The organism is Streptomyces sp. S.PB5 (assembly GCF_030403745.1).
GTDB lineage: Bacteria > Actinomycetota > Actinomycetes > Streptomycetales > Streptomycetaceae > Streptomyces.
Map to the genome: position 1 here is coordinate 787,540 of NZ_JAQMWP010000002.1, position 13,754 is coordinate 801,293.

At 73.2% G+C, this 13,754-nt stretch carries 11 protein-coding genes; 6 read left to right on the forward strand and 5 right to left on the reverse strand.

Annotated elements, in window-relative coordinates; genetic code table 11:
• Positions 1 to 201: 201 nt before the first annotated feature.
• Positions 202 to 1,320 carry a glycerate kinase gene (locus PH203_RS08280; RefSeq protein WP_289918288.1) on the forward strand — a complete coding sequence of 373 codons (1,119 nt, stop codon included), beginning with the start codon at positions 202 to 204 and terminating at the stop codon, positions 1,318 to 1,320.
• A 454-nt stretch (positions 1,321 to 1,774) separates the two neighbouring features.
• Here PH203_RS08280 and PH203_RS08285 read toward each other — a convergent pair whose 3' ends face one another.
• The gene (locus PH203_RS08285; protein ID WP_289918029.1) at positions 1,775 to 2,971 is read right to left on the reverse strand and encodes a helix-turn-helix domain-containing protein; all 1,197 of its coding nucleotides are present in this window, start codon (positions 2,969 to 2,971) and stop codon (positions 1,775 to 1,777) included.
• Between the two features lie 181 nt (positions 2,972 to 3,152).
• Here PH203_RS08285 and PH203_RS08290 point away from each other — a divergent pair, with 181 nt between their 5' ends.
• The 5 genes from PH203_RS08290 to PH203_RS08310 are packed head-to-tail and all read left to right on the forward strand — an operon-like array spanning position 3,153 to position 7,950.
• On the forward strand, positions 3,153 to 3,950 hold the full coding sequence (locus tag PH203_RS08290; protein WP_289918030.1) for an ABC transporter ATP-binding protein: 798 nt from the start codon (positions 3,153 to 3,155) through the stop codon (positions 3,948 to 3,950).
• Positions 3,938 to 4,720, forward strand: a complete 783-nt coding sequence (locus PH203_RS08295; RefSeq protein ID WP_289918031.1) for an ABC transporter ATP-binding protein — start codon at positions 3,938 to 3,940, stop codon at positions 4,718 to 4,720. Before PH203_RS08290 ends, PH203_RS08295 begins: the two co-directional genes overlap by 13 nt.
• Positions 4,717 to 5,607: a branched-chain amino acid ABC transporter permease gene (locus tag PH203_RS08300; protein ID WP_289918032.1), complete on the forward strand. Its 891-nt coding sequence runs from the start codon at positions 4,717 to 4,719 to the stop codon at positions 5,605 to 5,607. The genes PH203_RS08295 and PH203_RS08300 overlap by 4 nt, the downstream gene beginning before the upstream one ends.
• Positions 5,600 to 6,679: a branched-chain amino acid ABC transporter permease gene (locus PH203_RS08305; RefSeq protein WP_289918034.1), complete on the forward strand. Its 1,080-nt coding sequence runs from the start codon at positions 5,600 to 5,602 to the stop codon at positions 6,677 to 6,679. Before PH203_RS08300 ends, PH203_RS08305 begins: the two co-directional genes overlap by 8 nt.
• Positions 6,676 to 7,950, forward strand: a complete 1,275-nt coding sequence (locus PH203_RS08310; protein ID WP_289918036.1) for an ABC transporter substrate-binding protein — start codon at positions 6,676 to 6,678, stop codon at positions 7,948 to 7,950. The genes PH203_RS08305 and PH203_RS08310 overlap by 4 nt, the downstream gene beginning before the upstream one ends.
• Positions 7,951 to 8,001: 51 nt before the next feature.
• On the opposite strand, the gene PH203_RS08315 is transcribed toward PH203_RS08310, so the two are convergent.
• The 4 genes from PH203_RS08315 to PH203_RS08330 form a co-directional block, all read right to left on the reverse strand.
• Complete coding sequence (locus PH203_RS08315; protein WP_289918040.1) at positions 8,002 to 9,063, reverse strand: class I SAM-dependent methyltransferase; 1,062 nt, start codon at positions 9,061 to 9,063, stop codon at positions 8,002 to 8,004.
• Between the two features lie 5 nt (positions 9,064 to 9,068).
• On the reverse strand, positions 9,069 to 12,017 hold the full coding sequence (locus PH203_RS08320) for a BTAD domain-containing putative transcriptional regulator (RefSeq protein ID WP_289918042.1): 2,949 nt from the start codon (positions 12,015 to 12,017) through the stop codon (positions 9,069 to 9,071).
• Between the two features lie 88 nt (positions 12,018 to 12,105).
• Entirely contained in the window at positions 12,106 to 12,924 is an 819-nt protein-coding gene (gene pssA, locus PH203_RS08325) for a CDP-diacylglycerol--serine O-phosphatidyltransferase (protein ID WP_289918291.1), read from the reverse strand.
• Positions 12,925 to 12,946: 22 nt separating this feature from the next.
• Entirely contained in the window at positions 12,947 to 13,606 is a 660-nt protein-coding gene (locus tag PH203_RS08330; protein ID WP_289918043.1) for a phosphatidylserine decarboxylase, read from the reverse strand.
• Between the last annotated feature and the right edge of the window lie 148 nt (positions 13,607 to 13,754).

A 13,754-nucleotide genomic window follows, 5' to 3' on the forward strand; every position in this document is an offset into this window, starting at 1 on the left:
TTCCGGTTTACCCGATTCCGTAGGCCCGCACAGTGGGGCCGAAGGACCTTCGTAGGTCCTTCTCAAGGTCCGGGCGGGGGCATGACGGCGGGGGGTGCCGCCGGTTATGGTCGCAGCGGCGCGACTGGCCTGACATGCGTGAGGCCCGGAGAGCAAGGGGAATGCAAGGTGGCGAACGCTGCAGGCATCGGTGCCCAGAGGGTGCTCATCGCCGCGGACAAGTTCAAAGGATCGCTGACGGCCGTCCAGGTCGCCGAGCGGGTCACGGCCGGGCTGCGCCGGGTCGTGCCGGGGCTCGACGTCGAGGCGCTGCCGGTGGCCGACGGCGGCGACGGGACCGTGGACGCGGCGGTCGCGGCCGGTTTCGAGCGGCACGAGGTCCAGGTCGCCGGCCCCCTCGGCGAGGAGGTCACGGCCGCTTTCGCGTTGCGCGGCGACACGGCCGTCGTGGAGATGGCCGAGGCCAGCGGCCTCCAGCGGCTCCCCCAGGGCGTCTTCGCCCCCCTCACGGCCTCCACGTACGGCTCCGGCGAGCTGCTGCGGGCCGCGCTCGACGCGGGCGCCCGCACGATCGTCTTCGGTGTCGGCGGCAGCGCCACCACCGACGGCGGCGCCGGCATGCTCACCGCGCTCGGGGCCCGCTTCCTCGACAAGGACGGCGAGCCGGTCTCCCCGGGCGGCGGCGGCCTCGCCGACCTCGCCACGGCCGATCTGTCGGGCCTGGACCCGCGCCTGACCGACATCGAGTTCGTCCTCGCCAGCGACGTCGACAACCCGCTGACCGGTCCGAAGGGTGCCCCCGCGGTCTACGGCCCGCAGAAGGGCGCCTCCCCGGACGACGTGAAGACCCTCGACGAGGCCCTCGCGCACTACGCGCGCGTGCTGGAGGAAGCGGCCGGCCCGAAGGCCGCCGAGTACGCGGCCTCGCCCGGCGCGGGCGCCGCGGGCGGCATCGGCTACGGCGCCCTCCTGGTCGGCGCCCGCTTCCGCGCCGGCATCGAGGTCATGCTCGACGTCCTCGGCTTCGCCCCCGCCCTGGAGAAGGCCACCCTCGTCATCACCGGTGAGGGCTCCCTCGACGAACAGACCCTCCACGGCAAGGCCCCCGCGGGCGTCGCCGCCGCGGCCCGCGCCGCCGACAAGGAGGTCGTCGCGGTCTGCGGCCGCCTCGCCCTCCCCCCACAGGCCCTCGGCAGGGCGGGCATCCGCCGCGCGTACCCGCTCACCGAGGTGGAGCCGGACGTGGCGAAGTGCATCGCGGACGCGGGCCCGATCCTGGAACGGGTGGCGGAGCAGATCGGCCGGGACTTTCTGAGCTGAACGGCCCCGACGCACCGCCGGGGCGGCACCGAAGCCGAGCGGAACTGGTCGGCACGGCGGGTCGCGCCGAGTCGGGTTCGCGCCTGTCGATGGGGGTGCATCGAGCCTGGGCGGGGCATGTCGGCGGTGCTGGGCTGTGGCTGTCCGTGGGGCGCGCTGAGCGTGTGCTGGGCTTGTCGGTGGGGTGCGGTGGGCCTGAGCCGTGCTTGCGGGCAGGGCCGCGCCGAGTCGGAGCGGTGTCTGCCGGCGGGGCCCACGTGCCCTGAGCTGCGATTGTCGGCGGGGCGCGCTGAGCGTGTGCTGGGTTTGTCGGTGGGGGCGCGACGGGCCTGAGCCGTGCTTGCGGGCAGGGCCGCGCCGAGTCGGAGCGGTGTCTGCCGGCGGGGCCCACCTGTCCCGAGCCGCGCCCTCGGCCGGGTGCCGGTCCCGCCGGGGCACTCCCGACCCCGGCCGCTCACCTCCGCGCCCCCGACAGCCGGTACGCGTCCAGCGCCAACGTCATCTCGATCAGATCCCGGGGCCGGGCCAGCGAGCGGGACGTCAGCTGTTCAAGGCGCCGCAGCCGGTTGAAGACCGTGTTGCGGTGGCAGTACAGGCGTCCCGCGGCCCGCCCCGCCGAGCCCTCGCAGGTCAGCCACACATCGAGGGTCTCCAGCAGCACGGCCCGGTCGGCGGGCTCCAGCGCCAGCACCTCGCCGAAGACGTCCGACACCAGCCGGTCCGCCAGCTCCGGCTGGCTCACCACGAGCGCCGTCGGCATGCGCTGATCCAGCCGTACGACCCCGGTCGCGTCCGGCGGACACGTCCGCAGCGCCAGTTCCGCGAGCCGCCGGGCCCGCCCCAGCTCCGCCAGCCCCGGCACCACCGGACTGATCCCGCCCTGCCCCGAGCACCGCCCGTCGAGTGCCCGGGCCACCCCGTCCAGCCCCTGACCGGGCGTGAGCGCGACGACCCCCACCTCGCAGTCCGCCCGCATCCGCCAGATGAACCGGAACCCGGCCCCCTGCAGCGGCCGCACGCCCCCGTCCCGCCGCTCGGCCCGCAGCACCACGACGGCGTACGGCCCGTGCTCGGGAAGATCCAGCCCCGCCGCCGCCCGCGCCGCCAGCCCAGGGGTGGCCTGCCCCTCGAGGAGCGCGTCGAGCAGCGCCTGCAACTGCTCGTCGGTCCGCCGCCGCAGATCCGCCTCCGTCGCCCGGTACGCCTCCGACGCCGCCTGGGCCTGCGCGTCCACCGCCGACCACACCATCGTCGTCGACCGCATCAGCGCCGCCAGCCGCTCCGGCTCCCGCCCGGCCGCGCCCTCCACCAGCGCGTCCCACACCAGATAGCCCGCGTTGCGATAGGCGTGCACCAGCAGGTCCAGCGGCATGCCCTGCTGCGCCCGGCGCCGGCCCGCGTCCTCGGCGTACTCCAGGTCCCGGCGCGGCGAGTCCCGGGGCGCGGAGATCGTCTCGATGCCGATCCGCATCGCCTCCTCGGCCTCCCGCCACTGCTGGTCGTACCCGAGCACCTGCCCGTAGACGGGGGAGTACTCGGTGAGTTGCCGTAGGTGCTCGTCGACGAGCTCGGGCACCCGTTCCAGCAGAGCCGTGCAGGACTCCGCGAGCAGCTTCCAGTCATGACCGGTCCGCGGCCGTCGCCCTCCCATGGCCGGAGGATGCCACCGCCTGGCCGTCGCGCACAGGCCCCTGACACGCGGTGTTGTGCACGGGCACAACGCCCCGCCCGGCCCGCTGGGCACCCGCAGCGATTCGCCCGCGGGCCGTGGACGGACGCCCCCACCGGTGCTGGGGTGAGCGCCACACCGAGTGATGAAAGGGGGGAGGTCCATGGGCGGAACCGGACTCGTGGTGCGGGATCTCTCGGTCGGATACGGCCCCGTGCGCGCTCTGCGCCGGGTGTCCCTGGAGGTGCCGGAGGCAGCCGTGGTGACGGTCCTCGGCTCCAACGGCGCGGGCAAGTCCACCCTGCTGAGGGCGATCAGCCGCACGCTCTCCTTCCACGGCGGAGCGGTCACCGAGGGCACCGTGAGCCTGGGCGGCCGGCCGCTCGACCGGCTCGCCCCCGACCGGGTGGTGGCCGCCGGGGTCTGCCAGGTCCCGGAGGGACGCCGGGTGTTCGCGAGGATGACCGTCGCCGACAACCTCCGCGCGGGCGCCCTCGGCGGCAGCCGCGCCGGCCGGCCGAAGGCCCTCGCCCGTGTCCACGAACTCTTCCCCGTCCTCGCGGCACGCGCCCGGCAGCGCGCCGGTCTGCTCTCCGGCGGCGAACAGCAGATGCTCGCCGTCGCCCGGGCCCTGATGGCCGCCCCGAAGGTCCTCCTCCTCGACGAACCCTCCCTCGGCCTCGCCCCGCTCATGGCCGAGCGGATCGCCGACACCGTCCGCGAGATCAACGAACAGGGCACCTCGGTCCTCCTCGTCGAACAGAACGCCGCCCTCGCCCTGCGGCTCGCCACGCGCGCGTACGTCCTCGAAGTCGGCGAGGTCACCCTGTCCGGCCCGGCCGCCGAACTGGCCGCCTCCGACGAGGTCCGCCGCCGCTACCTGGGCGTGGTCGACGAGGACGCGGCGGCGGACGCGGCCCGGTCCCAGGGCGCGCGCACCCTCTCCCGGTGGAAGGGGTGAGCGCCGTGGACGCCCTCGAAGTACGCGGCCTGACCGTCCGCTTCGCCGGTCTCACCGCCCTCGACGACGTCGACTTCACCGTCCGCCCCGGCACCGTCCACGCCCTCATCGGCCCCAACGGCGCCGGAAAGTCCACCTGCTTCAACGTCCTGTCCGGCGTCTACCGGGCCACCGCGGGCAGTGTCCGATTCGGCGACCACGAACTGATCGGCATGCCTCCGCACCGCATCGCCGCCCTCGGTGTCGCCCGCATCTTCCAGAACCTCGCCCTGCCGCCCCTCGCGTCGGTCGAGGACAGCCTGCTTCTCGGCAGACACCGCCTGACCCGAACCGGCTTCCTGGCAGCGGGACTTCGTCTCCCCTCGGCCGCCCGGGAGGAACGCCTGCACCGCGAACGCGTCCGCGAGATCGCCGAGTTCGTCGGCATCGCGGACTGCCTCTCCCGCCCCGCGGGCTCCCTCCCGTACGGACAGCAGAAGCTCGCCGAACTCGCCCGCGCGCTCTGCATGGAACCGCGCCTGCTCCTCCTCGACGAGCCGGTGGCGGGCATGACCGCCGACGAGCGGCGCCGGACGGCCGCCGTGATCGCGGGAGTCCGCGACGGCCTCGGCATCTCGATCGTCCTGGTCGAACACGACATGGGGGTGGTGATGCGGCTCGCGGACGCCGTGACCGTACTCGACTTCGGGCGCCGGATCGCCGACGGCGCCCCCGCCGACGTGCAGAACGACCCGGCCGTCGTACGGGCCTACCTGGGGGAGGCGTCATGAGCACCTTCGCCGAGATCCTGCTCAACGGAGTCTCGCTGGGCTCGGTGTACGCGCTGATCGCGCTCGGCTTCGTCGTCATCTTCCGGGCCACCGAGGTCGTCAACTTCGCCCATGCGTCGCTGCTGTTGGCGGGCGGCTATGTCACCGCGACCCTGCACGACGACATCGGCTTCTGGCCCGCTCTGCTCGTCGGCATCGCGGGCGCGGCCGTGGTCGGCGCCGCCGTGGAGTTCCTGGTGATGCGGCGCTACCGGGGCGCCGACCACAGCGTCCTCGCGATCGTCACCATCGGCGTCGACATCCTGCTCACCACGGAACTCACCCGTCGTATCGGCACCGACGTCCTGGCCCTCGGCGATCCCTGGGGCGACGCCGTGCTGAGGATCGGGCCGGTCTCCCTCGCCCACACCCGGATCGCCGCGTTCGTGGCGGCGGCGCTGCTCATCACCGCGTTCCTGCTGGCCTTCCGGTACACGTCGTGGGGCGTGGCGATGCGGGCGGCGGCGGAGAGCGCGGAGACGGCCGCGCTGATGGGCGTACGGCTGGGGCGGGTGTCGTCGGGCGCCTGGGCCGTGGCCGGTGGACTCGCCGCCGTGGCCGCGCTGTTCCTCACCGTCTTCCCGACGCCGGGGCTGGAGCGGGCCACCTCGCTGGCCGCGCTGAAGGCGTTCCCGGCGGCCATCCTCGGCGGACTGGACTCCACCACCGGCGCGCTGGTCGGCGGGCTGCTGGTCGGCGTCACGGAGTCGCTGGCGACCGGCTACCAGAGCGATCTGACCTTCCTGGGCCGGGGGTTGGGCGACCTCGCCCCGTACCTCGTCATGGTCGCGATCCTGCTCATCCGGCCCGCGGGGCTGTTCGGCACGAAGGAGCTCGCCCGTGTCTGAAGCCCTGGTGAGACCGCTCAGGCTCCTGAGCACGCGGACGTACCTCTGGACCGCCGCGGCCGTCCTCCTCCTCGCCCTGCCCTTCTACCTCGACCGCTTCTGGCTCCAGGCCGGCCTGTTCGCCATGGCCGCCGCCATCGGCGCGATCGGCATCAACCTCCTCACCGGCGCCACCGGCCAGCTCTCCATGGGCCATGCCTTCTTCCTGGCCGTCGGTGCCTACGGCTACTGCGTGTTCGCCGCGGACGGCGACGACGGCCTGACCGGCCTCGGCCTGCCGACCTGGCTCGCGGCCGTGCTCGCCGTCCTGGTCGCGGGCGTCGCAGGCGGCCTGTTCAGCCCCATCTCCGGCCGCCTCAGCGGCGCCTACCTCGGCATCGCCACCCTCGCCCTCGTCTTCATCGGCCAGCACGTGATGTTCAACGCCCACGACCTGACCGGCGGCGCGAACGGCCGTGACGTGCCGCCCCTGAACCTCTTCGGCCTCACCTTCGACGACCGCGAACTCCTCGTCGCCGCCGTGCCGTTCGGATCGGCGGAGAAGCTCTGGTACGCCGGTCTCGTCACGCTCCTCGCGGGCGCGCTCTTCGCCCGGGGCGTCCTGCGCGGACGGCCGGGGCGGGCCATGAACGCGATCCGCGACCACCGCATCGCGGCCGGAGTGATCGGCGTGCCGGTGGCCCGGTACCGCGCCGCCGTCTTCGTCCTGTCGTCGATGTACGCGGGCCTCGCGGGAGTCCTGCTCGCGTTGGTCTTCCAGCGGACCGTCCCCGACTACTTCGGCATCACGCTGTCCCTCGAATACCTCGCCATGATCGTCATCGGCGGGCTCGGCTCGGTCTCCGGCGCGGTCGCCGGGGCCGTCTTCGTCACCATGCTCCCGCAGCTGCTGACCCGCTACAGCGATGCGCTGCCCCTGGTCTCCGCCCCCGGGACGGGCGGGATCGCACCGGGCGAGGCGTCCCGGTACCTCTACGGCGCCGCCGTCGTGCTGGTGGTGCTGTTCCTGCCCGGCGGCCTGGTCAGGGTGGCCGCCCGGCGCCGCACCAGAACCCTCACGGAGGAACGATGATCACGACGACGTACGCGACCAGGGCCGCCGCCGGCGCCCTCGCCGCGCTGCTCCTGCTGGCCGGCTGCAGCTCAAAGGCGAAGAACTCCGAGAACGGGGACGGTGGCACGCAGTCCGCGGGCGGGGTGAAGACCGGCGAGGGCATCTCCGGCAAGACGATCACGCTCGGCGTCCTCACCGACATGACCGGCGTCTACGCCACCCTCGGCAAGAGCGTCACCCAGGCCCAGCAGCTGTACGTGAAGCAGCTGAACGCCGCCGGCGGCGTCTGCGGCTACAAGGTCGCCCTGTCGATCCGGGACCACGGCTACGACCCGCAGAAGGCCGTCTCCGGTTACACCGAGCTGGAGCCGAAGGTCCTCGGCTTCGCGCAGTTCATCGGCTCCCCGTTCGTCGCCGCCGTCAAGCAGCGCGTCGACGGCCAGGACAAGGGCCTGGTGCTGCCGCAGGCCTGGTCGGCGGCGCTGCTGGGCAGCCCGTACATCCGTGTCATCGGCTCCACGTATGACATCGAAACGATCAACGCCGTCGACTTCCTGATCAAGGAGAAGGGGATCAAGAAGGGCGACAGGATCGGTCACGTCTACTTCGAGGGCGACTACGGCGAGAGCGCCCTGGTCGGCTCGAAGCACATGGCGAAGGAGGCCGGGCTGACCGTCGTCGAGCAGAAGATCAAGCCGACCGACAACGACATGACCGCCCAGGTCGCCGCCCTCAAGCAGGCCGGGGTCAAGGCGATCGTGCTCAGCGCCGGTCCGCGCCAGGCGGCCTCGCTCGTCGGTGTCGCCGCGGCGGGCGGGTTCGACGTGCCGGTCATCGGCAACAACTCCGCCTTCGCACCCCAGCTCCTCGCCACCCAGGCGGGACCGGCCCTGATGAAGAACTACTACGTGGCCTCGCCGTCGCTGCCGATCGGCGCGGACACCCCGGAAGCGAAGAAGCTGGTCGCCGACTACCAGGCCGCGTACCCGAAAGATGCCCTCGACAACGGCATCGTCGCCGGCTGGACCGCCGCCTCCGCCTTCGGCGAGGCCCTGAAGAAGGCCTGCGCGAGCAAGGACCTCACCCGTGGGGGCGTCGACAAGGCGCTGCTGACGATCGACTCCTTCGACCTCGGCTTCGGCCCCGCCCAGAACTTCACCGACCCCAAGTCGCCCTCCTCCCGGGAGAGCGTGATCCTGCAGCCCGACAAGAGCGTGACGGGCGGTATGAAGGTCGTACGGGAGGCGGCGGCGTCGGACGTGGCGGAGGCGTACACACCGAGGGCATGAGGCAGGGGTGGACGGGGGAGCACCCCGTCCACCCTCGCGGACACGTCCGGGTCACTTCACCGCGGCCAGTACCAGGTTGAACCCCGTGTCGGCGGCCAGCCCGGCCTTCCGGAAACCCGCCTCTTCGAGCAGCTGGACCCGCCGGGCCGGCCCTCCTTGCGTCCCGAGCCCGTAGCGGCCCGGCTGGGCGAGTGAGCCCGGGGTGCACAGCGTGGTCGAGGAGGCGTAGCCGATCCGTACCGTCGGATGCCCGATGCCGTCCTCCAGCCGGTCCGTCGACCACGGTTCCACCGCGACCAGGATCCCGCCCTCGGCGAGTACCTCGTGCGCCCGGCGCAGCGCCGCGGGCGGATCACCCAGGTCGTGCAGCGAGTCGAAGAAGACGACCACGTCGTACGGGCCCGGCCCGATCCCCGTGGCGTCGGCCACCCGGAACGACACGTTCCCCGGGCTGCCGGCCTCGATGGCCTTCGCCCGCGCCTGGGCGACGGACGGCTCGTGTGCGTCGAACCCGGTGACCGTGGACGCGGGCCAGCGCTGCCCGATCAACAGGTCGGCCACGCCGTGCCCGCACCCCACGTCGGCCACCCGCGCCCCGCGCTCCAGCCCTTCCACGAGCCCCGGTACGGCCGGGAACCAGACCGGCTCGATCTGGTGCACGTACGCGGTGCGGAAGTACCGCTCGATGCCGCTGAACATGCACGGATGCTGGGCGGCGTAGGAGAGCGCGCCGTCGGTCCGGAAGGCCTGCTCGACCTCGGCGAGCGCCAGATAGTGACCGGCGATGATGTCGCCGGCTCCGGCCAGGTACGCCGGTGAGTCGGCCTGCGCGAGCACGGCCGCATGCGCGTCGGGGAGTTCGTAGGTACCGGCGTCCGGGTCGTGGACCACGTACGCGGAGACGGTCTGCGCCGCGAGCCACTCCCGCAGCAGCCGGGAGTCGAGCCCGGTCTTGTGAGCCAGGCCGTCCACGGTCAGCGGTCCGGCTCCGGCCATCGTCTCGTACAGGCCGAGACGGTCGCCGAGCACGGTCGTCAACGTGCCGGCCGCACCGGCGAAGTCGGTGACCACGCGTTCGAGGAAGCTCTCTGTGTCCGTTGCTGTCGTTGTCATGGCTCTCACGGTGCACGGAGCCGCTTGCCGGCCCCTTGCCCGTGGCTTGCCGGACGCTGCGTGCGAGCGGCAAGCGTGCGCAGGCCCCGTTCGACGGCCCCCACGCGGCCGTCCGTACGCCCTTCCGCGCGGTGCGCCGCCAACCGCTCGGGCCCGAGTCCGTCCGCGATGCGCGCCCACATACCGGCGTGCAGGTCGCGGTCGGTACCGAACACCGTGGGCGCGAGCCGGTCGCTGTCGGCGGCGGTGAACAGGGCGGCCGCGGTGCCGAGTTCATCGAGCGCGACCAGCAGCTCGGCGGTGAGCCGCAGCACCATCCACACCTGCGGCCACATCCCGAGCCTCCGCAGACCGCCGAGGAGGACGTGACACGCGACGACGGCCTCCTCGTGCCGCCCCAGCCGGACGAGGAGGGCGGCCCGTCCGATCGCGGCGATCTCCCGGACGACCACGTTGCCCTGCGCCTCGCTCTGCCGGTGCGCCCTCGCGAAGAGGTCCAGCGCGAGAGCAGGGTCGCGGCGCGCCGCCAGTTCGCCGCGCGTATAGGTCACGAACCCGTCGACCCGGCTCAGCTCGGTCAGCGGCACCTCCTCCCGCGCCAGCCACCGCTCGGCCGCCACGTGGTCCCCGGCGAACTCCCGGACCAGCGCCGCACAGCACACCGCCGACCCCTGGCCCCAGCCGGGCGCCGCCGGATCGTGCAGCAGCGCGTCGGCGTCCTCCTCGACACCGGTGACATCACCCTGGTACATCCGGTTGGTCAGCCGGTAGAAGCGCCCCATCCACCGGTACTGGTGCCGCTCCGGCAATGCCTCGACCGCCGCCCCCAACAGCCGGTCGGCGGCCCGTCCGTCGCCCGTCAACCAGGCGGCGACCCCCACGGCCAGGGCCAGTTCGGCCTCCGTGTCGTCGGCGAGCGGCAGGGCGGGGTCGAGCCCGCGCAGCAGAGCCAGCAGCGGCAGATCGGGATCGTCGGCGAGCACCATGACCGTCATCAGCGCCAGCCGGGCGGCCTCCTCCCGACGCGCGGACCCCGCCAGCCAGCCCAGCGTCTCCAGCGTGTTGGCCCGCTCCTGCCGGAACAGCACCGCCGCCTCGGGCGACCGGTCCCGCCGCAGCCGGTGCACCCGCCTGGCGTGCTCCAGCATCCACCGGGCATGCGCGGCACGTGCGTCCTCGGACCCGTCGAGATGGGCGGCACAGGTGTGCCGTACGGTCTCCAGCAGTCGGTAGCGCGGCGGCTCGGCGGTGAGATCGCAGGCCACCAGGGAGGCGTCGACCAGCTCGGCGAGCAGCGCCGCCGGACGGCCCGCGCCCGCCGGGGCCAGGTGGTCGACCGCGTCGGCACCGAAACCGCCCCGGCACACCGAGAGCCGGTCGAGCAGGTCCCGGGCGTCCGGGTCGAGCAGCCGCCGCGACCACTCGACGGTCGCGGTGACGGCCGTGGCCCGGTCCCCGCCGCGCACCGGCTCCAGTACGTCGAGCCCCGCCGACAGGCGCTCCCGCAGTTGCGGCAGCCCGAACACGGCCTCCCGTCGGGCCGCCAGTTCCAGGGCCAGCGGCAGCCCGTCGAGCATCCGGCACACCTCCCGCACGGCCGCCGAGGGCCTGAAGCCGTCCCGCAGCAGCGCCGCCCGGTCGCAGAACAGCTCCACCTGCTCCTCCTCCACGGGCGGCCCGAGCCGTACGACCCGCTCCCCGGGCACGTCGAGCCGCCGCCGCGAGGTGGCGAGCACCCGCAGCCCGGGACAGCGCACCGACCACTCGCGCACGAGGTCCCGGACCGCGCCGGTCAGGTGCTCGCAGTTGTCCAGCACGAGCAGCACGGCCGCGCGCCCCAGTCGATCGGCGACGGCGGTGACCTCGCCCTCGGGCGCGGACCGCAGCCCCAGCGCGGCGACCACGGCACCGGCGACCCCCGACGGCTCGGAGATCTCGGCGAGCTCGACGACGTGCACCGGGCCGGAAGCGGGGCCCGGCTCGTCCAGCAGCTCCAGCACGAGCCGTGTCTTACCGACCCCACCCGGCCCCACGACGGTCACGACCCGGTGATCCCGCAGAGCCTCCCGCACCTGGGCGAGCTCGGCCTTCCGGCCGATGAAGCGGTCGGCGGGGGAGAGCGCTCGGGGCCGGGCCACGGGTCCCCGGGACGGCGGCGGATCGTGAGGGCCGGTCCCGGCCGCCGTACGCGGCACCCGCAGTCCGGGATCGTCGGCCAGCAGGCGCCGGTGCAGCTCGGCCACCGCGGGCCCCGGATCGAGCCCGTACTCCTCGGCCAGCCGTAGCCGGAACGCCTCCACCACGGCCAGCGCCTCCGCCGTGCGTCCTGTCTGGTGGCGGGCCCGGGCCAGCAGGAGGTGGAGGCGTTCGCGCAGCGGATCCAGGGCCGCGGCCGCCTCCAGATCGGGCAGGGCGTCGGCCGCCTCCCCGGAGAGCAGACGCAGCTCGAACCACTCCTCGCACAGCTGGCGGTGCCATTCGGTGAGCCGGGCCCGGTCAGGGGTGAACGCCGTCCGGTCGGCGAGGTCGGCGAGCGGGGCGCCGCGCCACACGGTCAGTGCCTCGCCGAGCAGCCGAGCGGCATGGGCGGGGCCCGACGCCGTCCGTGCCTCGGTCACCCGGCGCTCCACCAGACCGGTGTCGACCGCGTCCGGCGGCAGCAGCAGCCGGTATCCCGCCGCCTCGCGGGCGATCGGGGCGCCGTCCCCCATCGCCTTGCGCAGCCGGGACACATAACTGTGCAGGTTCCCCACCGCGCCCCGAGGCGGTTCCTCGTCCCACAGCGCGTCGATCAGCTCGGACACGGGCACGACCCGGCCGGGCCGCAGCGCGAGCACGGCCAGCACGATCCGCTGGGGCACGCTCGACAGCGGCCGCGGCCCGCCCCCGACGCACAGCCGGACCGGACCCAGCAGACCGACCTCGACACCGTCCGAACCGTCCGCAGGTCCCACGCCCGCCATTGTGGCCGAGCACCCGGCACACGCGGAGGGCCCGAACCGAAATCGGTTCGGGCCCTGTGCGAAGGCTTCTTCCAGGCGCCTACGGCAACTGCGCCGCCCGTGCCTCGCGCCGGTTGCCCCGGAAGTTGTTCACCCGGCGGGCCGTGGCGAACAGCGGGATGACCGCGCCCATGACCAGCTGCAGCGCGCAGCCCGTCTGCAGGAGCAGCTGTCCGCCCGGGGCGTCGAACGCCCAGGCCGCCAGCAGACCCATGGCCGACACGATCCAGCCGAGCATCGCCACCGCGAGGATGCCCCGCGGCTTCGGGTACTCGACCCGGCTCACCATCAGCCACGCCGTCCCCAGGATCGCCATCAGCGTCGCCTCGAAGGGCAGCTCCAGGAGCACGATCGAGACCACGGTGAGCGCCCCGAAGGGGGACGGCATGCCCTGGAAGGTGCCGTCCTTCACCGTCACGCAGGAGAACCGCGCGAGTCTGAGCACCACCGCCAGGAGCACCACGATCGCCCCCACCGCCGCCACCCGCTGGGAGGCGTCGGCGGCGACCATGCCGTAGACGAGGACGAAGTACGCCGGTGCCAGGCCGAAGCTGACCAGGTCGGAGAGGTTGTCCAGCTCCGCGCCCATCGGCGAGGACCGCAGCTTGCGCGCCACCAGGCCGTCGAACAGGTCGAAGACCGCCGCGCAGAGCATCAGGATGACCGCGGTGGCCGCGCTGTTGCGGGCCATGCCGGATTCCTGGGTGTCCGTGAGGTGCGGGATCAGGATGCCGGTGGTGGTGAAGTACACCGCCATGAAGCCGCACGTCGCGTTGCCGAGGGTGAGGGTGTCCGCTATCGAGAGGCGGAGAGAAAGAGGCATCTCCTCCTCGTCGTCGGCCTCATCGGCCTCGGGCACCCAGCCCGCCTGTGTCTCAGGATCAATCACGGTCAATGCGAGTCACCCCAGCCACGGTCTTCTGACCGACCTCGACCGCGACGTCCACGCCCTCGGGGAGGTAGATGTCGACGCGCGAACCGAAGCGGATCAGACCGATGCGGTCGCCCTGCTCGACCTTCGTGCCCTGCGGGATGTAGGGGACGATGCGGCGGGCCACCGCGCCGGCGATCTGGATCATCTCGATGTCACCGAGTTCGGTGTCGAAGTGCCAGACTACGCGCTCGTTGTTCTCGCTCTCCTTGTTGAACGCCGGAACGAACCCGCCGGGGATGTGCTCGACCGACGTCACCGTGCCGGAGAGCGGCGCGCGGTTGACGTGGACGTTGAGCGGGCTCATGAAGATCGCGACGCGGGTGCGTCCGTCCTTCCACGGCATGATGCTCTGCACCACACCGTCGGCGGGCGAGATGACCCGGCCCGAGGCGATCTCGCGCTCGGGGTCGCGGAAGAACCACAGCATGCCCGCCGCGAGTGCGGTGGCGGGCACGGCCACAGCCTTGGCGGCACCGGACTTGCGTGCGCGGACCAGGCTGAGGGCTGCGGTGGCGACAGTCGGGAGAAGCCACGGCGATGCTCCGCGCGCGAGGCGTACGCCGCCGGCCTGGCTGTCGCGTGGTGCAGAGGTTTGGCTGTGGGGCATGGATGACCTTCGTAGCGGATGGCGCCGCGCTGCAACGGGGGACGGCGGCTTTCCCGGGATCGTACCGGTCGTAGGCCACAACTGGGCAAGCCAGGAAGCCGAGTCGGCGGCTGAAGAGTGTTGACGGGGTGTGATCTTCTTCTCCAAG

Excerpts from the sequence above, each read along its gene's own strand:
- PH203_RS08285 (WP_289918029.1), bottom strand. The coding sequence starts at position 2,971 with ATGGGAGGGCGACGGCCGCGGACCGGTCATGACTGGAAGCTGCTCGCG.
- PH203_RS08290 (WP_289918030.1), top strand. The coding sequence starts at position 3,153 with ATGGGCGGAACCGGACTCGTGGTGCGGGATCTCTCGGTCGGATACGGC.
- PH203_RS08300 (WP_289918032.1), top strand. The coding sequence starts at position 4,717 with ATGAGCACCTTCGCCGAGATCCTGCTCAACGGAGTCTCGCTGGGCTCG.
- PH203_RS08310 (WP_289918036.1), top strand. The coding sequence starts at position 6,676 with ATGATCACGACGACGTACGCGACCAGGGCCGCCGCCGGCGCCCTCGCC.
- PH203_RS08315 (WP_289918040.1), bottom strand. The coding sequence starts at position 9,063 with ATGACAACGACAGCAACGGACACAGAGAGCTTCCTCGAACGCGTGGTC.
- PH203_RS08330 (WP_289918043.1), bottom strand. The coding sequence starts at position 13,606 with ATGCCCCACAGCCAAACCTCTGCACCACGCGACAGCCAGGCCGGCGGC.